The organism is Pseudacidovorax sp. RU35E (assembly GCF_900156165.1).
In the GTDB taxonomy this organism is placed as follows: Bacteria; Pseudomonadota; Gammaproteobacteria; order Burkholderiales; family Burkholderiaceae_C; genus Xenophilus.
This window is the reverse complement of record NZ_FTMY01000009.1, coordinates 275,042-296,380: the sequence shown is the minus strand read 5'-3', so window position 1 is coordinate 296,380 and position 21,339 is coordinate 275,042. Positions and strand designations below refer to the sequence as shown.

At 69.1% G+C, this 21,339-nt stretch carries 18 protein-coding genes; 12 read left to right on the top strand and 6 right to left on the bottom strand.

The window, feature by feature from the left end:
• Positions 1-11: 11 nt before the first annotated feature.
• The 3 genes from BXA03_RS18030 (at position 12) to BXA03_RS18020 (ending at position 1,998) form a co-directional block, all read left to right on the top strand.
• Positions 12-737 (top strand): AzlC family ABC transporter permease, encoded by a 726-nt coding sequence (locus tag BXA03_RS18030; protein WP_076510349.1) that lies wholly within the window; start codon positions 12-14, stop codon positions 735-737.
• Positions 734-1,072 (top strand): AzlD domain-containing protein, encoded by a 339-nt coding sequence (locus BXA03_RS18025; protein WP_076510347.1) that lies wholly within the window; start codon positions 734-736, stop codon positions 1,070-1,072. The genes BXA03_RS18030 and BXA03_RS18025 overlap by 4 nt, the downstream gene beginning before the upstream one ends.
• 125 nt (positions 1,073-1,197) lie before the next feature.
• A complete protein-coding gene (locus BXA03_RS18020; RefSeq protein WP_076510458.1) occupies positions 1,198-1,998 on the top strand; it encodes a meso-2,3-butanediol dehydrogenase in 801 nt (266 codons plus the stop codon).
• Positions 1,999-2,073: 75 nt separating this feature from the next.
• Here the strand turns inward: BXA03_RS18020 and argA are convergent, their stop codons facing one another.
• Genes argA through BXA03_RS26905 form a run of 3 tightly spaced genes read right to left on the bottom strand, consistent with a single transcriptional unit; the run spans position 2,074 to position 4,200 of the window.
• A complete protein-coding gene (gene argA, locus BXA03_RS18015; RefSeq protein WP_076510345.1) occupies positions 2,074-3,423 on the bottom strand; it encodes an amino-acid N-acetyltransferase in 1,350 nt (449 codons plus the stop codon).
• Between the two features lie 55 nt (positions 3,424-3,478).
• Positions 3,479-3,898, bottom strand: a complete 420-nt coding sequence (locus BXA03_RS26910) for a PIN domain-containing protein (protein ID WP_076510343.1) — start codon at positions 3,896-3,898, stop codon at positions 3,479-3,481.
• An 11-nt stretch (positions 3,899-3,909) separates the two neighbouring features.
• A complete protein-coding gene (locus BXA03_RS26905) occupies positions 3,910-4,200 on the bottom strand; it encodes a DUF6364 family protein (protein ID WP_076510341.1) in 291 nt (96 codons plus the stop codon).
• Here BXA03_RS26905 and hrpA point away from each other — a divergent pair.
• The gene (gene hrpA / locus BXA03_RS18000; RefSeq protein WP_369822448.1) at positions 4,090-8,292 is read left to right on the top strand and encodes an ATP-dependent RNA helicase HrpA; all 4,203 of its coding nucleotides are present in this window, start codon (positions 4,090-4,092) and stop codon (positions 8,290-8,292) included. The genes BXA03_RS26905 and hrpA overlap by 111 nt on opposite strands.
• 306 nt (positions 8,293-8,598) lie before the next feature.
• Positions 8,599-9,225: an acyloxyacyl hydrolase gene (locus BXA03_RS17995; protein ID WP_234983730.1), complete on the top strand. Its 627-nt coding sequence runs from the start codon at positions 8,599-8,601 to the stop codon at positions 9,223-9,225.
• A 28-nt stretch (positions 9,226-9,253) separates the two neighbouring features.
• On the opposite strand, the gene BXA03_RS17990 is transcribed toward BXA03_RS17995, so the two are convergent.
• Together BXA03_RS17990 and BXA03_RS17985 are read right to left on the bottom strand one after the other, a co-directional pair.
• Positions 9,254-9,760 (bottom strand): hypothetical protein, encoded by a 507-nt coding sequence (locus BXA03_RS17990; protein ID WP_076510337.1) that lies wholly within the window; start codon positions 9,758-9,760, stop codon positions 9,254-9,256.
• Positions 9,761-9,878: 118 nt separating this feature from the next.
• Positions 9,879-10,475 carry a LuxR C-terminal-related transcriptional regulator gene (locus BXA03_RS17985; protein WP_076510335.1) on the bottom strand — a complete coding sequence of 199 codons (597 nt, stop codon included), beginning with the start codon at positions 10,473-10,475 and terminating at the stop codon, positions 9,879-9,881.
• Between the two features lie 87 nt (positions 10,476-10,562).
• On the opposite strand from BXA03_RS17985, the gene BXA03_RS17980 reads away from it, so the two are divergent.
• From BXA03_RS17980 to BXA03_RS17950, 6 genes are all read left to right on the top strand, one after another.
• Positions 10,563-11,369, top strand: coding sequence for a CoA transferase subunit A (locus BXA03_RS17980; protein WP_076510333.1), 807 nt, complete (start codon positions 10,563-10,565; stop codon positions 11,367-11,369).
• 14 nt (positions 11,370-11,383) lie between these two features.
• Positions 11,384-12,022, top strand: a complete 639-nt coding sequence (locus BXA03_RS17975) for a 3-oxoacid CoA-transferase subunit B (protein ID WP_076510331.1) — start codon at positions 11,384-11,386, stop codon at positions 12,020-12,022.
• Positions 12,023-12,032: 10 nt separating this feature from the next.
• Positions 12,033-12,947: an NYN domain-containing protein gene (locus BXA03_RS17970; protein WP_076510329.1), complete on the top strand. Its 915-nt coding sequence runs from the start codon at positions 12,033-12,035 to the stop codon at positions 12,945-12,947.
• Positions 12,948-13,090: 143 nt separating this feature from the next.
• Positions 13,091-14,527, top strand: a complete 1,437-nt coding sequence (locus BXA03_RS17965; protein ID WP_234983729.1) for a sensor domain-containing diguanylate cyclase — start codon at positions 13,091-13,093, stop codon at positions 14,525-14,527.
• 60 nt (positions 14,528-14,587) lie between these two features.
• A complete protein-coding gene (locus BXA03_RS17955) occupies positions 14,588-16,237 on the top strand; it encodes a putative bifunctional diguanylate cyclase/phosphodiesterase (RefSeq protein WP_143476357.1) in 1,650 nt (549 codons plus the stop codon).
• Positions 16,238-16,239: 2 nt separating this feature from the next.
• Positions 16,240-18,300, top strand: coding sequence for a sensor domain-containing diguanylate cyclase (locus BXA03_RS17950; RefSeq protein ID WP_076510325.1), 2,061 nt, complete (start codon positions 16,240-16,242; stop codon positions 18,298-18,300).
• Here BXA03_RS17950 and BXA03_RS17945 read toward each other — a convergent pair whose 3' ends face one another.
• A complete protein-coding gene (locus BXA03_RS17945; protein ID WP_076510323.1) occupies positions 18,301-19,209 on the bottom strand; it encodes a LysR family transcriptional regulator in 909 nt (302 codons plus the stop codon).
• A 117-nt stretch (positions 19,210-19,326) separates the two neighbouring features.
• Between BXA03_RS17945 and BXA03_RS17940 the strand changes: the two genes are divergently transcribed.
• A complete protein-coding gene (locus tag BXA03_RS17940) occupies positions 19,327-20,850 on the top strand; it encodes a CoA-acylating methylmalonate-semialdehyde dehydrogenase (RefSeq protein WP_076510321.1) in 1,524 nt (507 codons plus the stop codon).
• The last annotated feature ends 489 nt before the right edge of the window (positions 20,851-21,339 follow it).

Genomic DNA, 21,339 nt, shown 5'->3' with positions numbered 1-21,339 from the left:
ACCCTCACGACATGGCGCTGTTCGGCACGCGATCGCTGCGTTCGCTCTTCACGCACCCGGGCTTTGCCGAGGGCGTGCGGGCCATCGCCGGCCCGGCCCTGGGCACGGTGGCCCTGGGCCTGGTGACCGGCGTGGCCATGGCGCGCAGCGGCCTGCCCATGGGCGCGGTGCTGGCCATGTCGCTGCTGGTCTTCGCCAGTGCCTCGCAGCTGGCCTGCCTGCCGATGATCCTGGCGGGCGCGCCGCTGTGGTTGATCGTGCTGACGGCGCTGATGCTCAACGTGCGCTTCGTGGTCTTCAGCGCGCACTGGCGCCGTTACTTCGGCCTGCTGCCGCGGCCGCAGCGGCTGGGGCTGGCCTACCTGGCGGGCGACCCGGTGTACGTGCGCTTCATGCAGCGCTACCCGCGGCGCGCGCCCGACCAGCTGGCCTACTTCCTGGGACTGGCGCTGTTCAACTGGGCAGCGTGGCAGGTGGCCTCGCTGGCGGGCATCTTCCTGGCCGACGCCATTCCGCCGGACTGGGACCTGCGCTTCATCGGCGTGCTCGCCCTGCTGGGCCTGGCCATGCCCATGATCGCGGACCGGCCCAGCTGGCTGGTGGCGGCCGTGGCCGGCGCCATCGGCTGGATGGGGCAGGGCTGGCCCTTCGGCCTGCAGGTGATCGCGGCCATCGCCGCCGCCATGGCGGCCGGCCACTGGGCGGAGCGGCGCGCCCCCCGCATCGCCACGCCATGACCGACCTGCACCTGTGGATCGCCATCCTCGCGCTGGCGGGGGTGACCGTGCTCACGCGCGGCGTGTTCCTGCTGCCGCGGCGGGAGCCGCGCCTGCCTGCCTGGCTGGCTGCGGGCCTGCGTCATGCGCCGCTGGCGGCCCTGATGGCCGTGGTGGTGCCGGAGGTGCTGCGCGGCTCGGGCGGCTCGGCGTTCGCACCGGGCTGGCACGACCCGCGATGGCTCGCCGTGGCGGTGTCGGTGGCCTGGTTCTGCTGGCGGCGTGGCGTCACCGGACCGGTGGTGGTGGGGACGGCGACCTTGCTGCTGTTGCGCGGGCTGGGCATGGCGGGCTGAGCAGGTGAGCCCGCGTGGTGGGCCGCCACGATGAGATGAATTCGCGGCGCGTGCGTCGCGTTGGACGGCACCGATGCGCGCTTTTCCGACGTCGTGCCGGCTGCGTGCATGCGTTCATCCAGCCCATGATAGCTCCACTCAAACTCTCTTCCGCCCAGGGGCGTGACCGCTTCCATGGCCGTGTCGTGATCGTCACCGGCGCCGGATCGGGCATCGGCGAGGCCATCGCCCGCCGCTTCTCTGCCGAGGGCGCACATGTCGTGCTGGCCGGGGACCATGCCGACAAGCTCGACGAAGTCGCGGCCGATCTTCCTTCGGAACGCACGCTGGTGCATGAGGTGGACGTCTCGGACCTCGGGCAGGTCAGTGCCTTGATCGAGGCCACCATCGAGCGCTTCGGTGAGTTGCACGTGCTGGTCAACAACGCCGGCATCGCGCCGGAGGGTACGGCCACGGACGCCTCGGCCGAGGACTTCCATCGCACCCTGGCGGTGAACGCAGGCGGCGTGTTCAACGGTGCCAAGGCCGCGATGCTGCACCTGGAGCGCAGCCGAGGCTGCATCGTCAACACGGCTTCGGTCTCGGGCCTCGGCGGCGACTGGGGCCTGGTGGCCTACAACGCGTCCAAGGGGGCGGTCGTGAACCTGACCCGCGCCATGGCGCTGGACCACGGCGGCCGGGGCGTGCGCGTGAATGCGGTCTGCCCCAGCCTGACCTTCACGCCCATGACCGAGGACATGCAGGACGACCCCGACACCATGGAACGCTTCAAGGACCGCATTCCGCTCGGCCGCGGCGCCGACCCTGCGGAGGTGGCCTCGGTGGTCGCTTTCCTGGCCAGCGACGACGCCAGCTTCGTCAACGGCGCGCTGGTGCCGGTGGACGGCGGCCTGACGGCGTCCAACGGGCAGCCCCGGATGTCGTAGCCGACGACGCGGCCTGACCGTCTCAATGAAAAAGGCGCGCCCGATGGACGCGCCTTTCTTCTTGGCCGGGCCGCTTCAGCCCAGCTTCTTGACCAGCACCTGGCTCTTGCGGTCCCAGTTGTATTTCTTCTTGCGCGCCTCGGGCAGCCAGTCGGGGCTCACGGGCTGGAAGCCGCGCTTGATGAACCAGTGCATGGTGCGCGTGGTCAGCACGAAGATGCTGTCCAGGCCGATGGCACGCGCGCGGTGCTCGATGCGCTTGAGCAGCTTCTCGCCATCGCCCTGGCCCTGAGACTGGGGCGAGACGGTGAGGGCCGCCATCTCGGCGGTGCGGGCCTCGGGATAGGCATAGAGCGCCGCGCAGCCGAAGATCACGCCGTCGTGCTCCACCACCGTGTACTGGTGGATGTCCCGCTCGATCTCGGTGCGGCTGCGCTTGACCAGCGTGCCGTCGCGCTCGAAGGGCTCGATCAGCTGCAGGATGCCGCCGATGTCGTCCACGCCGGCCTCACGCACCGATTCGAGCTTTTCGTCGATCACCATCGTGCCGATGCCGTCGTGCACGTAGATCTCCAGCAGCAGCGCGCCGTCCACCGAGAAGGGCAGGATGTGGTTGCGCTCCACGCCGCCCTCACAGGCCTTGACGCAATGCTGAAGGTAGAAGGCGGTGTCGGTCGGCTGCTGCGGTGGCGAGAGCTGGGCGAGCCACTTGCGGGCCACGTCCAGGGGCAGCTCGGTGTCGATGGGGTTGTCCTCGCTCACGGGCTGGCTCGGGTCCATGGCGACGCCGGGCACCTCGGTCAGGAAGATCAGCTTGTCGGCCTGGATCGACACGGCCACGCTGGTCGCGACTTCTTCCATCGCCAGGTTGAAGGCCTCGCCCGTGGGCGAGAAGCCGAAGGGCGAGAGCAGCACCATGCTGCCGCCGTCGAGCGCGCGGCGGATGCCGGAGGCGTCCACCTTGCGCACCAGGCCCGAATGCTGGAAGTCGACGCCGTCGACGACGCCTACCGGCCGCGCCGTGATGAAGTTGCCCGAGAGGATGCGCACCGTCGAACCCGCCATCGGCGTGTTGGGCAGGCCCTGGCTGAAGGCGGCCTCGATCTCGTAGCGCAGCTGGCCGGCGGCCTCCTGCGCGCAGTCGAGCGCGACCTCGTCGGTGATGCGCATGCCGTGCGAATAGCGGGCCTCGTGGCCCTTGGCGCGCAGCTGCTCGTTGACCTGCGGACGGAAGCCATGGACCAGCACGACCTTCACACCCATGGACTGGATCAGCGCCAGGTCCTGCGCGATGGACGGCAGCTTGCCGGCGGCGATGGCCTCGCCCGCGATGCCGACCACGAAGGTCTTGCCCCGGTGCGTGTGGATGTAGGGCGCCACCGACCGGAACCAGGGCACGAAGGTGAAGTTGAAGACGGCGGACATGCGCGGAGCAGGACTGTGGAAGGTGGAAGCGGAAGGAAGGACGCGCGCCGCCCGTTCAGGCGGCGGCGCGGAAGGGGTCGACCAGCGTCAGGTCGCCGAATCGTCGGCCATGCTGCAGATCTTCGGTGTAGAGCGTGACGGCGCCGCTGCGTTGCGCGGCCTCGATCACCATGGCGTCGAAGATCGTGAGGCCCTGGGCCTGGGCGGTATCGAGCGCCGACTGCACCAGGCGCAGGTCGGTGTCGACCACCTGCCAGGCGCTGTAGCTGTCGAGCAGGGCGCGTACCGTGTCGGCCGCGATGCGGTGCTTGCGGGTGAGCACGCTGTAGAGCTCGATCAGCACCTGCGTGCTCAGCACGCCTTCGGCCGCGGCCGCGTGGCGGGCGACAAGGTCGCGCGCCACGGCCTGCTTGGCGGGCGAGCGCGGATCGACGCAGTACACCAGCACGTTGGTGTCGAAGAAGGCGAGGGGCACGGGGCGGGGCGTCAGTCGGCGGAGCGGGCGCGGGCCCGGAAGTCGCCGTCGTACAGCTCGTCCCGCAGGCTGCCGCTGCGTGGCTGCGCGGCGGGCTGCGCCTCGCTGGCGGCGGCGTCGATGGCCGCCATCAGCCGGGCCGTGGCAGCGTCGCGCAGCATCTGGCGGCTGGCCTCGGCCTCGTTGACGTACTGCTGCAGGAACTCCCGCACCTTGGCGCTCAGCGACGTGCCCTGCTGGATGGCGCGCACGCGGGCGGCCTTGATGAGCTGGTCGTCGACATTGATGGTCAGGTTGGCCATGGGAGCTTCCTCGCAGACTGGGCGCGGCGCTGGGGGGCGGCGGGTGTCGGACGAGTCTACTACACGGAAACATGTGAACCCGTGTGCTGCGATACTCGCTCGGTGCCGCTCCAGATCGACTTTCCCGATTCCCTCCCCGTATCCGCCAAGCGCGACGAGATCGCTGCCGCCATCCAGGCCCACCAAGTGGTCATCGTCTGCGGCGAGACCGGCTCGGGCAAGACCACCCAGCTGCCGAAGATCGCCCTGGCGCTGGGCCGCGGCAAGCTCAACGCGCCGGAGGGCCGCGGCCGGCTGATCGGCCACACGCAGCCGCGGCGGATCGCCGCCAGCTCGGTCGCCAAGCGCATCGCGGAGGAACTGAAGACGCCGCTGGGCGAGGTGGTGGGCTACAAGGTCCGCTTCCAGGACCGGCTGAGCCGCGATGCCTCCGTCAAGCTGATGACCGACGGCATCCTGCTGGCCGAGACGCAGACCGATCCGCTGCTCAAGGCCTACGACACGCTGATCATCGACGAGGCCCACGAGCGCTCGCTGAACATCGACTTCCTGCTGGGCTACCTGCGCGAGATCCTGCCGCGGCGGCCCGACCTGAAGGTCATCGTCACCTCGGCCACCATCGATGCGGAGCGCTTTGCCAAGCACTTCGAGAGCCGCAACGGGCCTGCGCCGGTCATCTATGTGTCGGGCCGTACCTTCCCGGTGGAGATGCGCTGGCGGCCCTTCGAGGAATCGCGCGAGTACGACCTGAACGACGCCATCGCCGACGGCGTGGACGAACTCTGGCAGGGCAACGCCGGCGGTGACATCCTGGTCTTCCTGCCCGGCGAGCGCGAGATCCGCGAGGCCGCCGACCACCTCCGCAAGCACCTGGCGCATCAGCCGGTGATGCGCGCAGCCGAGGTGCTGCCGCTGTTTTCGCGCCTGTCCCAGGCCGAGCAGGACCGCATCTTCGAAGGCCACACCGGCCGGCGCATCGTGCTGGCCACCAACGTGGCCGAGACCTCGCTCACGGTGCCCGGTATCCGCTACGTGATCGACGCGGGCACGGCGCGGGTCAAGCGCTATTCCTTCCGCAGCAAGGTGGAGCAGTTGCTGGTCGAGCCCGTCAGCCAGGCCGCCGCCAACCAGCGCGCCGGCCGCTGTGGCCGGGTGGCCAACGGCATCTGCATCCGGCTTTATGACGAGAAGGACTTCGCCAGCCGGCCGCGCTTCACCGACCCGGAAATCCTGCGCTCGTCGCTGGCCGGCGTGATCCTGCGGATGAAGTCGCTGCACCTGGGCGACGTGGCGGCGTTCCCTTTCCTGGAGGCGCCAAGCGGTCGGGCGGTGGCCGACGGCTACCAGCTGCTGGGCGAGCTGGGCGCGGTGGACGACGCCAACGAGCTGACCGAGATCGGCCGCGAGCTGGCGCGCCTGCCGCTGGACCCGCGGGTGGGCCGCATGATCCTGGAAGGCCGCACGCGCGGCGCGCTGCAGGAGGTGCTGGTGATCGCCTCGGCCATGAGCGTGCAGGACGTGCGCGACCGGCCGCTCGAAGCGCAGCAGCAGGCCGACCAGGCCCATGCCAAGTTCGACGACGAGAAGAGCGAATTCAGCGGCTACCTGACGCTGTGGAAATGGCTGCACGACGCCCGTGGCGGCGCGCCCGTGGCGCAGAACCGACGCGAGATGGTGGCCGCCACGCAAGGGCCGAAGAAGGCCAGCGCGGCGGTGCTGCCGGTGAGCCAGCGCATGAGCGCGCCCGCCGAGGCAGCACCGGCGCCGGCCACCGCCCAGCCCACCCACAAGCTCAGCAACCGCCAGTACGAACAGCTGCTGCGCCAGAACTTCGTCAGCGTTCGACGCGTGCGCGAATGGCGTGACATCCATTCGCAGCTGCTCACCGTGGTCACCGAGCACAAGTGGAAGCTCAACCCCACGCCCGCCGGCTACGAGCAGATCCACAAGTCCATGCTGGCCGGCCTGCTGGGCAACATCGGCTGGAAGATGGACGAGGAGGGCAACTCCTCGTCCGGCGAATATCTGGGCGCCCGCGGCATCAAGTTCCACCGTCATCCTGGCGCGCACCTGCGCAAGCGGCCGGGCCGCTGGATCGTCTGCGCCGAGCTGGTGGAGACCACGCGCCTCTTCGGCCGGGGCATCGCCAACATCGAGCCGCAATGGATCGAGGAAGTCGCCGGCCATCTGCTCAAGAAGCAGCTGCTCGACCCGCACTGGGAAAAGAAGGACGCCCGCGTCACCGCCTTCGAGCGCGCCACGCTCTACGGCCTGGTTGTCTACAGCGGCCGGCGCGTGGACTTCGCCAAGGCCGATCCGGCCGGCGCGCGCGAGATCTTCATCCGCGAGGCCCTGGCCGGCGGCGAGTGGGACAGCAAGCTGCCCTTCCTGGCTGCCAACCGCAAGCTGGTGCGCGAGGTCGAGGCGCTGGAGCACAAGTCGCGCCGGCAGGACGTGCTGGTCGACGATGCGCTGATCTACGCCTTCTACGAGGCCCAGGTGCCGGCCGATGTGGCCAACGGCCATGCCTTCGAGCAGTGGTACCGGCAGGCGAGCGCGACCAACCCCAGGCTGCTGTTCCTGACGCGCGAGGAGCTGATGCGCCACCAGGCGGCGGGCATCACGACGCGGGCCTTCCCGCCCCTCGTCAAGCTGGGCGGCGTGGACTGCGCCGCCACCTACCTGCACCAGCCGGGCGATGCGCGCGATGGCGTCACCGTCACAGTGCCACTCTTCGTGCTCAACCAGGTCAACGAGGAGCGCTGCGAATGGCTGGTGCCCGGCATGCTCAAGGACAAGATCCAGGCCCTGCTCAAGAGCCTGCCGCAGAAGCCGCGTTCGCGCTTCGTGCCGCTGCCCGAGTCGGCCGCGCGACTGGCTGAAGAGCTGGGCACGGCCGAAGCCTTCGGCGCCGGCTCGCTCACCGACGCGCTGCTCAAGCGGGTGCGGGACATCACCAGCCTGGACGTGAAGCGCGCCGACTTCAAGCTCGACATGCTGCCGCCGCACCTGTTCATGAACCTGCAGGTGGTGGACGAGCACGGCCGGCAGTTGGGCATGGGCCGCAACCTGGGCGCGCTCAAGGGCGAACTTGGAACCAAGGCGCGGGGCGCCTTCCAGGCGCTGGCGGGGCTCAAGGCCAGGGCGGCACCTGCACCTGCACCAGTCGCGCCGTCGGCGGGCAGTGGCAAGACGGCCGCCCCTGGGCCCAAGCCCGCGCCCGGCCCCGCCGCGCCGCCGGCGGGCCAGCGCTACACCGGCTGGACCTTCGGCGAGCTGCCCGAGCTGATGGAGGTGCGCCGAGGCGCGCAGACCCTGATCGGCTTCCCGGCGCTGGTCGATGGCGGCGACGCCGTGACCATCGAGGTCTTCGACGAACCCGAGGTGGCCGCGGCCAAGCACCGCGCCGGCCTGCGCCGGCTGGTGGCGCTGCAGATCCGCGACGCGCTCAAGTACCTGGAAAAGAACATTCCGGACCTGCAAAAGATGGCCGTGGCCTACATGCCGCTGGGCACGCTGGAGGAACTGCGCGCCCAGATCCTGGACGTGGCGCTGGACCGCGCCTTCCTGCAGGAGCCGCTGCCCACCGACGAGGCCAGCTTCAAGCGCCGCCTGGACGAGGGCCGCGGCCGGCTGACGCTGATCGCCAATGAAGTGGCGCGCCTGGCATCGACCATCCTCACCGACTACGCGGCGGCTCAGCGCAAGATCAAGGACACCAAGATCCAGCCCGACGCCGTGAAGGACGCGGCCGAGCAACTGCAGCGCCTCGTCGGCAAGCGCTTCATTGCCGATGCGCCATGGACGCAGCTGCAGCACTTTGCGCGCTACCTCAAGGCCATCGTGCTGCGGCTGGACAAGCTGCGGGCCGACCCGGCACGCGACGCGCAGAAGCTGGCCGAGTTCCGGCCGCAGGAGCAGCGCTACTGGCGGCTGGTTGCCGAGCGCAAGGGCGCCACGGACGAGCGCATGCGCGAGTTCCGTTGGCTGCTGGAGGAGCTGCGCGTGAGCTTCTTCGCGCAGGAGCTGCGCACCCCGCAGCCGGTGAGCATCAAGCGGCTGGACAAGGCCTGGCAACAGATCGCGCACTGAGGCGGGAGGGCGGGGCGCTCGCCTCCCGCGTCAGGCGTCGTGGCGGAGCGCTAAGTGACGACGCACACGGCGCATCGTCCGACAGGCCATGGCATGTCTCCCTTCACCATGAAAGGTCGCTTCGATGAGATAAGGCCCGAGGTGGTGTACCAGGCCTGACCCGGCGCACCGGATCGGGTCCATCTTTGAAGGCGTTCACTCCTGGCGCGCGGTGGTCCTGCGCTTCATCCAGGATTCGGCTCCTTCTTCGCCATGCGTTCCTCGTCTTGTCGCCATTTCTGCGGCCACCTGCGTTTTCAACCCCCCTTGTTCCTGCGCCATGCGGCCGTGTCGATCGCTGCGGGCATCCTCTCGCTGCCCGTGGTCGTCCATGCCCAGTCGGCACCGGCGAGTGATCAGCCGACACTGTCCACCGCCTCGGATGCGGGGGGCTGGCGTGGCGATACCGGCCGGCGTCTCTATCTGGAAGGCGGGGGAACGCTGAGGGGCGGGGCTCGGGCCGAAAGCATCACGGCCGGGGTACTTGTCCCCTCCGACTGGTTTCCGTCCCTGGATCGGCAGGCCGGCCCGCTGACGCTTCACTGGGACCTCTGGGCCAGCCACTGGCAAGGCCCGGCAGGGGACGCTGGGGGACGTCGTACCTACACCCAACTGGGCGCGATGGCGGTGTGGCGCCATGCGCTTGGCACCTCCTCGCCATGGTTCGTCGAACTCGGCTTCGGCGGGACGGTCATGGACCGTCTCTACCGTTCGCCGGATGACACTTTCAGCACTGCCTTCCAGTTCACGGAATCCGCAGGTTTGGGCTATCGCTTCGGTCAGCACGACCGCTACGAGCTGTCGCTGCGCCTGCAGCATGTCTCGAACGGCGGCATCAAGAAGCCGAACCCGGGCGCCACCTTTGCCAAGCTGCGCCTGAGCATGGCCTGGTGAAGCGGCGCCCTTGCGGGCGCGCGAGGGACTACTGCGACTGGCCGGTCGCACCGCTGGAACCGGTGCCCGGCGCGCCTTGACCATTGGCGCTGCCCGGATCGCTGCCTGTGGCGGCCCCGGCACCACCGTTTCCGGTCATGCCGCCGCCAGTGCCCGTGCCCGTGCCGGTGCTCGCACCCGGTGTGCTGGTCGTACCGGTTCCCGGCGTCGAGGGCAGACCGTTGGCTGCTGGTGCATTGCTGTCTGTAGTTCCGGATGCGGCACCCGGGGCTCCCGAGGCACCGCTTCCGCCTGCGGCGCCGCTGGGACCCGTGGATCCCGTGCCGCCGGTACCGGGCGCCATGCCGGTCGCGCCACCGCTCGCTGGGGGTGGAGCCGATTGGCCCATGGGTGGGGCCGGTGCGCCCGGCGCTTCACCGCCGGTTCGGAAGAACGCGAAGATCGCGCCGATCACCAGCACGATGACGACGATGATGCCCCAGCGCATCACCCGGTTGTTGTCGCGGTCGCCGGTCAGTTCGGGTCGGGTGGCCATCGGTGTTGCTCCTGAATAGGTTGTTGATGCGCTTCAGGCTGGCGCCGCACTGTGTGCGTCGGCGTGGGACGTCTTCCGGGCGCCGGTAGTCCAGCGGGCCGGAAGGGCGGGGAGGGTTTCAGCCGGCCAGCAGCTTCTGCACCAGTTCGGCCGTGGTCGCCGCTGCGTACTTGCGCATCAGCCGCGCACGGTGGATCTCCACCGTGCGGTGGCTGATGCCCAGCGCGCGGCCGATCTCCTTGCTGGTCAGGCCCTGCATCAGGTGCGCCGCCACCTCCCGCTCGCGCGGCGTCAGCTCGGCCTTGTCGGCGCGCCGCGAGCCCAGATCCTCGAAGGTCCAGATGCCGGCCTCGTGCGGTGCCTCGCGGTTCAGCGCCCGGCCGGTGACGTGGCACCAGAAGGTCTCGCCGGCGCGCATGCCATGCAGGCCGCCCAGGCGCCGCATCATGCGGTTGTCGGCATAGCGGCCGCTGGCGTTGAGGGCCGGCAGCATGCGCCGCCCGATGCGTTCGTACTCGGCCACGCTGGGGTAGAGCAGCCGGAAGGACTGGCCGACGAGCTCGTCGCGCGTGGCGCCGAACATCTCGCACAGCCGCGCATTGCAGTCCACCATCATCCGCTGGCGCGACAGCACCATGCCCACCGGCGCATGCTCGAAGGCCAGCCGGTAGTCGATGGCAGGGGCTGCAAGGGCAGGGGCCTCGGGTGCGTCCATTACGAAATCCTACGTATGTCCGTACGTAGTATCGTCGCGGGGTTTTCCCTTCCTTCCCCCTTTCACTTTCTCTTCAAGCGAGGACCCATGGCGAACAAGATCTATGCCTCCGCCAAGGAGGCGCTGGCCGGCGTCGTTGCCGACGGCCAGACGCTGGCAGTCGGCGGCTTCGGCCTGTGCGGCATTCCCGAGGCGCTGATCGACGCGCTCAAGGAAAGCGGCGTCAAGGACCTGACCTGCATCTCCAACAACGCGGGCGTCGACGGCTTCGGCCTGGGCAAGCTGCTGGAGACGCGGCAGGTCAAGAAGATGATCGCCAGCTACGTGGGCGAGAACAAGGAGTTCGAGCGCCAGTACCTGGCGGGCGAGCTGGAGCTGGAATTCACGCCCCAGGGCACGCTGGCCGAGAAGCTGCGTGCGGGCGGCGCCGGCATCCCCGCCTTCTTCACCAAGACCGGCGTCGGCACGCTGGTGGCCGAGGGCAAGGAACTGCGCGAGTTCGATGGCGAGACCTACGTCATGGAGCGCTCGCTGGTTCCCGATGTCGCGCTGGTCAAGGCCGACGTGGCCGACAAGTCGGGCAACCTGCGCTTCCGCCTCACGGCGCGCAACTTCAACCCGGCCGCCGCGATGGCCGGCAAGGTCTGCATCGTCGAGGTCGAGAAGATCGTCGAGGTGGGCGAGCTGGCGCCGGACGATGTCCACCTGCCGGGCATCTACGTGCACCGCATCGTGCTCAACGCCACGCCCGAGAAGCGCATCGAGAAGCGCACCGTCAGCGCTGCGGCTCCCTTGGACGCGCTCGCCGCCAAGGTCGAGGCCCAGGCCGTGATCGCCCAGGCTGCCGCCGGCACGGAAGTGCCCGCCACGGTCAAGAACAACGCCAGCAAGTAAAAGAGGAGTTCCCCATGCCCTGGACCCAAGACCAGATGGCCGCACGTGCGGCCAAGGAGCTGCAAGACGGCTTCTACGTCAATCTCGGCATCGGCATCCCGACGCTGGTGGCCAACTTCGTCGGCGACAAGGAAGTCTGGCTGCAGAGCGAAAACGGCATGCTGGGCATCGGCCCCTTCCCGACGGAAGACCAGGTGGACGCCGACCTGATCAACGCCGGCAAGCAGACCGTGACCACGCTTCCGGGCTCGTCCATCTTCGGCAGCCACGAGAGCTTCGCCATGATCCGCGGCGGCAAGATCAACCTGTCGATCCTGGGCGCCATGCAGGTCAGCGAGAAGGGCGACCTGGCCAACTGGATGATCCCCGGCAAGATGGTCAAGGGCATGGGCGGCGCCATGGACCTGGTGGCCGGCGTCAAGCGGGTGATCGTGCTGATGGAGCACGTGGCCCGCAAGAAGGACGGCACCGAAGACCTCAAGATCCTGCCGCAATGCACCCTGCCGCTCACGGGCGTGGGAGTGGTCGACCGTATCATTACGGACTTGGCCGTGCTCGACGTCACCCCCGAAGGGTTGAAGGTGGTCGAGCTGGCCGACGGCGTCACCTTCGACGCCGTGCAAGCCAAGACGGGAGTCAAGCTCCTGCAGTGAAAGTCAATCGATGAGTGAATGGACCGGCGCCGGTGTGCAGGCGCCCAAGGTGGCCCTGTACTGGGACTTCGAGAACCTGCACGCGGTCCTGACCGACCAGCAGAACGGCCAGGACTACTACCGCGAACACCGGCTCACGGTCCAGATGCCCGTGGCGGTCGTCGACGCCATCGTCGACTACGCCGCCTCGCTGGGCGACGTCATCATCAATCGCGCCTATGCCAACTGGCAGTTCTTCTCGCGCTACCGCGATGCCCTCAATGGCGCCGGCATCGACCTGATCCAGCTGTTTCCGCGCGGCGCCAACATGAAGAACAGCGCCGACATCCGCATGGCGCTGGACGCGCTGACCGACCTGCACACCCATCCGCACATTACCCATGTGGTGGTGGTCTCCAGCGACAGCGACTTCATCAGCCTGGCGCAGAAGGTCAAGCAGGCCGGGCGCTTCATCGGTGGCGTGGGGGTCGAGGGCAACAGCAACCGCTACTGGGTGGCGAGCTGCAACGAGTTCAAGTTCTACGGCGCCCTGCTCAAGTTGCGTCACGCCAGCGAGGCGGTGGCCGCCTCGCAGTTGGCCGAGGAAAGGCAGGGCGGAAGTGGCGATCCGGACGAGCCCGCCGACACCGGGCCCACCGCCTTGACCGCCGAGATGGCACGCGAGGCGCTGGTCAAGGCCGTGACGCAGATCATCGCCCGACAGGGCGAGAACCGCGTGCACTGCGGGGCGCTCAAGTCCCTCATGAAGCGCATGATGCCGGCCTTCGACGAGGGCGTGCTCGGCTGCCGCAGCTTCAAGGCCTTCCTGCAGTGCTTCCCGGACATCGTGGAATTTCTGGACGATGAGGGCGGTGGTCACATCGGGTTGACCCCCCAGGCGCTCGCGCACGAGTCGCCCGCCGACGCCGGGACAGCGGGGGCCTGAGGAGCCCGGCGGGCTTTCGCAATCCGTTTTGGCGCCGCTCGTTATTCAGGTCAGACGAGGGCCTTGAACCGCTCCGCTGCTGATAGCATCCGGCGCTGTCCTACGCGTCCGCCGCCATGCCGTCTTCCGACGATTTCCAAACCATGTTCGACCTTGCGCCAGTCTCGCTCTGGCTCGAGGACTACAGCGGACTCAAACAGCTCTTCGATCAGTGGCGCGCCGCCGGCGTGACCGATCTGGTCGAGCACCTGCATGCCGATCCGTCACGCCGTGCGGCCTGCATGGCCAGCATCCGTGTGCTGCAGGTCAACCAGAAGACGCTCGCGCTGTTCGCCGCCAGCAGCCAGGAGGAACTGGTCTCCCGGCTGCCGGAGATCTTCCGCGACGACATGTCCGACCGGGTGATCCACGAACTGGCGCAGTTCTGGGACGGGCGCACCGAGATCGAGAACCAGACGGTCAACTACGCGCTCGACGGCCGGCGACTGGACGTCATGGTGCGCATCCGCATCCTGCCGGGCCATGAGGCCGACTGGTCACGGGCACTCATCTCCCTGGACGACATCACCGCCAAGGTGCGTGCCGAGAAGATGCGCGAGGCGAGCGAGCGCTATGCCCGAGGCCTGTTCGAACGCTCGCCCGTGTCGCTGTGGGTGGAAGACTTCAGCGGCGTCAAGCGCCTGCTCGACGGCGTTCGGGCGCAGGGCATCCGCGACTTCGGCACCTTCCTGAAGGTGCACCCGGAATTCGTCGGCCGCTGCATCCAGGAGATCCGGGTGCTCGACGTCAACGAAGAGACGCTGCGCATGTTCGGCGCCTCCGACAAGCCAACCCTGCTGCGCAACCTGGCCAAGGTGTTCCGCGGCGAGATGCACGACTCCTTCGCCGAGCAACTGCGCGACCTGTGGGACGGCAAGACGCTGCAGCAGCGCGAGGTGGTCAACTACACCCTCGGTGGCGAGCCGGTCTACATCTACATGCAGTTCTCCGTGCTGCCCGACCGGCAGGACAACTGGGATCTGGTGCTCCTGTCCCTGGTGGACATCACCGCCCGCCGCCGTGCCGAGGCCTACCTGGAGTACCTTGGCACGCACGACGTGCTCACCCAACTGCGCAACCGTACCTTCTACACCGAGGAGCTGCAGCGGCTGGCACGCAAGGGCCCCTGGCCGGTGTCGATCCTGGCCCTGGACATGAACGGCCTCAAGCAGGTCAACGACCAGGTCGGCCATGCGGCCGGCGACGCCCTGCTGCGCCGCGCCGGCGAGGTCCTGGCCAAGCTGGTCGACGCCCCCTCGTGCGTCGCCCGCGTGGGCGGCGACGAATTCATCGTGCTGATGCCCGACACCGACGAGCGAGGCGTGCGCAGCGTGCGCGAGCATCTGACGACGCTGGTGGACCTCAACAACCAGTTCTACGCCGGCCCTTCCGGCCACATGCTGAGTTTTGCGATGGGCGCGGCCACCTGCCAGGCCGGGGAATCGGTCGAGAACGCCTTGCTGGCGGCCGATCGCGCCATGTACGAAGACAAGGCGCGGCATTACGAATCGGAAGGAGCGGCTGCGCGCCGGGCGGTCTGATGCCGCTGCCGGATGCCGCTCCCCTGCGCTGACTGACCGGCCCTTTCCCTTCATCCAACCATGCCCTCGCGTCTTCCTCGGCCGGTGGTCTGCCACTTCCGCACAGTGGCCGGCGAACTCCGCTGGGCCGATGCCGCGGCTCTGGCGCTGACCTCGGGCGGGGCAGAGGCCGGGATCAAGGCCCGGGCCCTGCTGGCGGCAGGAGAGCGCGGGTTCGAAGAGGGCGAGGTACCGGCCAAGGGCCCGGGGCCTGCCTGCTGGGTGGGCCTGCGCACCCCCAAGGGCCGCATCCAGGTCGAGTTGCGCGGTGAGCGGGCGGAAGACGGCAGCGTGCTGTGGACGGCCAGCCGGGGCCCGGGCAGCGAGGTGCTTCCCCGGCTGGATCCGCTGACGCGCTTGCCGGGCCGTCTGCCCTCGCTGCCCGAGCTGTCGGCCGAGCGCAGCCAGCCCCTTGCCCGCCTGGCCGTGATCTACATGGACCTGGACCGCTTCCGCGAGATCAATGCGCGCTTCGGACCCTCCGGGGGGGACGTGGTGCTGCTGGAGGTGGTGCACCGACTGCAACTGGGCCTGCCGGAAGACGCCGCGCTGGCGCGTGTGGGCGGCGACGAATTTGCGGCCGTGCTGCCCAACGCAGGCTGGCCCGAGTGCCAGGGCATCCTCGAATACTGCCTGGGCCGTCTCGGCGACGATTTCCAGGTGCATGGCCAGCCCCTGACCGTGGGCGCGAGTGTGGGTGTCGCGCTGCGCGAACACGAGGGTCCCTCCATCGAGGTCCTGCTGCGGCAGGCGCGGCAGGCCGCCTTCGGCGCCAAGCGGGCCGGTGGCGGGCAGGTCAATTTCTTCGATGCGCAAGAGCATGCGCACGAACAGCGCCTGGCCCAGCAGCGCCAGCGCATCGCGGAGGGCCTGGAGGCCGGCGAGTTCTTCCTCGTCTTCCAGCCCAAGGTCGACATGCGTCGCGGCACGATCGTCGGCATGGAGGCGCTCAGCCGCTGGAACCATGCCCAGCGCGGCGTGCTGATGCCGGCCGAATTCGTACCCATCATCGAGGACCACGAACTGTCCGAGCAGTTGGGCGAATGGGCGATCGGTGCCGCCATCGAGGCTGCACGCCAATGGGCGGCGCAGGGGCGCCGGATGTCGGTCAGCGTCAACATCAGCGCGGGCCTGTTGATGCGGGCGGACGTGGTGCGGCGGCTGTCGGCACTGCTGGATCGCTTTCCCGACCGCCATGCGGGCGCCCTGGTGCTGGAGATCCTGGAGACCAGCGCGATCCGCGACATCGATCTGGCGGCGAGCTTCATCGAGTCCTGCGGTCAGTTGGGGGTCGATGTGGTGATGGACGACTTCGGCACTGGCTATTCTTCGTTGACCTACCTGCGGCGCCTGCCGGTCAGTGGCCTGAAGCTGGACCAGTCCTTCGTGCGCAACGTGCTCACCGACGCCCAGGATCGCGCGATCCTGCAGGGCGTCATTTCCCTGGCGCGTGCCTTGGGTCTGGAGGTCACGGCCGAAGGCGTCGAGACCCGCGAGCATGGCGAGGCTTTGCTGGCCCTGGGTTGTCACCTCGCGCAAGGCTTCGGCATCGCCCGGCCCATGCCGGCCGCCGATGTCTTCGACTGGATCGACGCCTACGAGCGGCAGCCACTGTGGGGGCCGTCGGCAGACAATGCGGCCGCCATGACCACTGCCCCACCCACAACCTGACGATGCGCTTCCTCCAGATGCCTCGCCTGCGCAAGAAGGCGTCCAGCCCCCATGCCGCGGACCTGCCCGCGTTCGAGGACGTGACGGTGCGGCTGCGCCTGGGGCTGATCGGTGTGGTGGCCCTGCTGTCCGTGGCGGCAGGCGTCGCGATCTGGGTGTCCGTGTCGCACCTGGCCCAGCACATCGCCCGCGTCAGCGACGAGGACCACCAGCGTTCCAGCACCCGGGCCACGGCCGAGGCCATGACAAGCCTGCAGCGCCAGCGCGAAGCGGCGTTGGCCGGTACCGCACGCATGTTGCAGTCGGCCACCAACGACGAGGAACGGGCCCAGCGCTTCACCGTGCTGGCTTCGAGCCTGAGCACCGTGTTTTCCGCCTCTTTCCTGATCGACGCGCTGGGTCAGCCCCTGGCCCGGGCCGATGAGCAGGGCGTGCAGACCATGCCCGCCATCGGCGCGATGGACGACCGCGCCTACTTCCAGGAGGTGATGCGCACGCGCAAGCCCGTGCTGTCGCAGGCGATCGCGGGGCGCACCACGGGTCGCGTGTCGGTCGTCATGGCCCAGCCGGTCATGCACGAGCAGCGCGTGGTCGCGGTCGTCGCCGGCGTGCTGCGCGTCGACAGCGGCGACATCGGCCGCGTGGCCGTCGGCCGGTTGCCCGGTTCGGTCCGCGTGGTCACGGATGAGCATGGCCAGATCCTCAGTCATGATGGCGGTCTGGCCCTTCAGCGCCTGCCGCTGTCACGCGAGCCCCGGTTCGCAGAGGCCTTCGAGACCTGGCGTGCGCAGGGCAGTCCCCGCAACACCGAGGGCTTCGTCACCATGGCCAGTGGCCAGGTCGTGGCGGCCGTGCCGGTGGCCGATACGCCCTGGCTCATCTGGCAGGCGCGACCGGTGTCCGGCCTCCAGGGCGCACTGGACGACGAACTGGAGCGCACGCTTCAATGGACCATCGGCGCCGTGCTGCTGGCAGGCCTGCTGGGTTGCAGCTGGATCGCCTGGCGGCTGAGGCCGCTTGGCCGGCTGGTGCGCCGCGTGCAGCGTGTCACCGCGCCGGTGGCCGATCCGCAGCCCGGGGCGGGGTGGCCGGCTGCGGCGGGCGAACTCGGGCAGCTTTCCGGTTTGCTGCGTGTCTGGGCCAGCGAGCAGGCCGGGCTGGCCCATGCCCATGCCGAAATCCAGACGCGCCTGCGGGCCGTGCTGGCCGCGGCCCCGGTGGGCGTGGCCTTCGTGCGGGAAGGCGTGGTCGAACTGGCGAGTGCCGAATGCTGCCGGCTCTTCGGCAACGACGCGCCGCAGATGCTCGGCCGCGCGGCTCAGGAACTGTTCGAGGAGCCGGATGGCCTTCAGCGCTTCCAGCAGTCGGCCCGGGGTGCGGCAGCGCTCGGTGTGCCCTACGGCGCCGACTGGCGGCTGCGCCGCAGCGATGGCCTGGGCTTCTGGGCCAACCTTCGCAGCCGCCCCGTGGACTGGGACAACCTCTCGCTGGGCGAGATCTGGACCGTGGCCGACGTCACCGAGCAGAAGCTCGTGCGCCAGCGTCTTGAATGGCAGAGCCGGCACGATCCGCTCACCGGCGCGGCCAACCGCATGTTCTTCGACCAGCGCATCGCGCGGGTGATGGGCAACCGGGAGCTGTTCAGCCCCGCGGTGCTGATCTTCATCGACCTGGACCACTTCAAGCCGATCAACGACACCGCCGGCCACCTGGCGGGGGACGAGGTGCTCAAGCAGGTGGTGCAGGCCATCGCGGCGCAGTCGCGTTCGGGCGACCTGGTGGTGCGGTTGGGTGGCGACGAGTTCGCGCTGCTGCTGGAGCAGTGCAGTGGCATGGCAGCGATGGCGGTGGCGCAGCGCATCCGCGCAGCCATCCATGAGATCGCCGTGCCGTGGGAGGAGCAGCAGCTTCGCGTGGGCGCCAGCATCGGTGTGGCGGAACTCACCCCCGAGATCCGCTCCGCGCAGGACTGGGTGGCCGCCGCCGATGCCGCCTGCTACGCGGCCAAGACGAGCGGCCGCAACCAGGTCCAGCTGTCGCCGCCGCGGGTGGTGCTCCGCTGATCATTCCCCCGACGCGACCGGCAGCAGCCGCGCCTGCTCCCGCTCGGCCACGGTCTTGAGCAGGTTCCACACTGCCAGGATCCGTGGCTGCTGCTTGCCCTCGGCAGGCATCGACATCCAGAAGGTGCGCGTGAAGCGGGCCAGGGCCGGCAGGACGGGCGCCAGCCGTGCATCCCCTTCGGCCAGGAAGGCCGGAAGCACGGCGATGCCGGCGCCCGCAGCCGCCGCTTCGTGCTGGACCAGCACGCTGGTGCTGCGCAGCGAGAAGGCATCGGGCCGGTGCAACTCACCCAGGAAGCGCAGCTCCTTCGAGAAGAGCAGATCGTCCACGTAGCTGATGAAGGCGTGGCCACGCAGATCCTCGCGGCGCACGATGGGCGGATGCCGCGCCAGGTAGTCGTGCGAGGCGTACAGGCGCAGGCTGTAGTCGGTGAGCCGTGTCGCCACCACGGCGCCGCGCGCGGGCCGTTCGAGCGCGATGACGATGTCGGCTTCGCGGCGGGACAGTTGCAGCAGCCGGGGCAGCGCGAGCAGATCGATGGTCAGCCGTGGATGGCCGCTGGCGAAGGCGGAAAGGGCGGGGGCGAGCACCCGCGTGCCGAAGCCTTCGGTGGCGCCGACCCGCACCGTGCCCGACAGCCCTTCCTGCGGCGCAAGGGCGGGACTGGCCTGCTCGACGGTCCGAAAGGCCGCCTCCATGGCCTCGGCCTGCGGCTGCAGGCGGCGCCCGGCCTCGGTGAGGCGATGCCCGCCAGCCTCGCGGGTGAACAGCACGGTGCCCAGCGCCTTTTCGAGGGCCTGGATACGGCGCGCGACGGTGGTGTGGTCCACCGCCAGTCGGCGCGCCGCGGCCATCAGCGTGCCGGCGCGGGCGAGTTCGAGGAAGTAGCGCAGGTTGTCCCAGTCCATGGTCTGCAATTTTGCAAAGGGTGCGCGAATTTTTGTCTATTGCTGAGGCAAAACTGCAAAGCTATCCTGCGTCGGCTGATCCTGGCGGCGCCTGACCGCCTCATTTGGAGACAACCCATGACTGCCACCCCCACGCCCGCATCCCGTGTGCCCACCGTCAAGCTGCTGATCGGCGGCGAGTTCGTCGAATCCCGCACCACTGAATGGCGCGATGTGGTCAATCCGGCCACGCAAGAAGTGCTGGCCCGCGTGCCTTTCGCCACGCCCGACGAGGTGGACGCCGCCGTCGCTGCAGCGCAGACGGCCTTCAAGACCTGGCGCAAGACGGCCATCGGCCAGCGCGCGCGCATCTTCCTGAAGCTGCAGCAGCTGATCCGCGAGCACATGGGCGAGCTGGCCGCCATCCTCACGGCCGAGCAGGGCAAGACGCTGCCGGACGCGGAGGGCGACGTCTTCCGCGGCCTGGAGGTGGTGGAACATGCGGCCGGCATCGGCAACCTGCAGCTGGGCGAGCTGGCCAACAACGTGGCCGGTGGAGTCGATACCTACACGCTGCTGCAACCGCTGGGCGTGTGCGCGGGCATCACGCCCTTCAACTTCCCGGCCATGATCCCGCTCTGGATGTTCCCGATGGCCATCGCCACGGGCAACACCTTCGTGCTCAAGCCCAGCGAGCAGGACCCGATGGTGACGATGCGCCTGGTCGAACTGGCGCTGGAGGCCGGCGTGCCGCCCGGTGTGCTGAACGTGGTGCATGGCGGCGAGCAGGTGGTCAACGCCATCTGCGACCACCGCGACATCAAGGCGATCAGCTTCGTGGGCTCGACCAAGGTCGGCACGCATGTCTACAACCGCGCCACGCTGGCCGGCAAGCGGGTGCAATGCATGATGGGCGCGAAGAACCACGCCATCGTGATGCCCGACGCCAACAAGGAGCAGACGCTCAACGCGCTGGCCGGGGCAGCCTTCGGTGCGGCGGGCCAGCGCTGCATGGCGGTGTCGGTGGCCGTGCTGGTGGGCGAGGCCCGCAACTGGATTCCGGAGCTGGTGGAGAAGGCCAAGACGCTGAAGGTGAGCGGCGGCACGGAGAAGGGTACGGACGTGGGGCCGCTGGTGTCCTGCGCGGCCCGCGACCGGGTGGTGGGCTTGATCGAGCGCGGCGTGGCCGACGGCGCCAGACTGGAGCTGGATGGCCGCAACCCGCAGGTGGCCGGCTACGAGAAGGGCAATTTCGTCGGGCCGACGATCTTCTCGGGCGTGAAGCCGGGCATGTCGATCTACGACCAGGAGGTGTTCGGGCCGGTGTTATGTCTGGCGGAGGCATCGTCGCTGGACGAGGCGATCGAGTTCATCAATGCCAATCCGAACGGCAACGGCACGGCGATCTTCACGCAGTCGGGCGCCGCGGCGCGCAAGTTTCAGGAGGACATCGACGTGGGGCAGGTGGGCATCAACGTGCCGATCCCGGTGCCGGTGCCGCTGTTCTCGTTCACGGGCTCGCGGGCCTCGAAGCTGGGGGACCTGGGGCCTTACGGCAAGCAGGTGGTGTTGTTCTACACGCAGACCAAGACGGTGACGGCGCGGTGGTTCGACGACTCGACGGTGTCGCAGGGGGTCAATACGACGATTTCGTTGAAGTGAAGCGGTTCATTGGGGGCACTGATGGACGCGTGGTCGATCATCTAAGCGTTGTCTGCGTGACGCAGGTCAGGTCCTGCTCGGTGGTCATGGCGGGCGCGCCGGCCCGGGCGGCGGCGGGTAGCGCGGCGCGCTTCAGTGAGGCGGTCGGCGCTGCGCGCCGACTCCCCTGCGATGCTCGCGCACCCGGCCCGCGGCAGAACTCGCTGCGCTGCCTGCGGCAGCTCCGCTCAAACAACCGCCGCGAGTCAGATCACGAAGCAGGCCTGTCCTTCGGCAGGCCTGCGGCCAGGCGCACTGCGCTTCTCGGCGGCTCACAGGCGCACGCCGCGCCACCCACCGCCGCCCGGGCCGGAGTGGAGGTTGGAGGCGAGTCCTCGCGTGGACGGGTGCGCGTCGAAGCGACCGCTCTTCGCGTTGCAAACTTCGCGGCCATCAAGGTCGATAAAGACTGCATGCGTCATCCTTCGTGCGGCACGTCGCAAGTGCTCT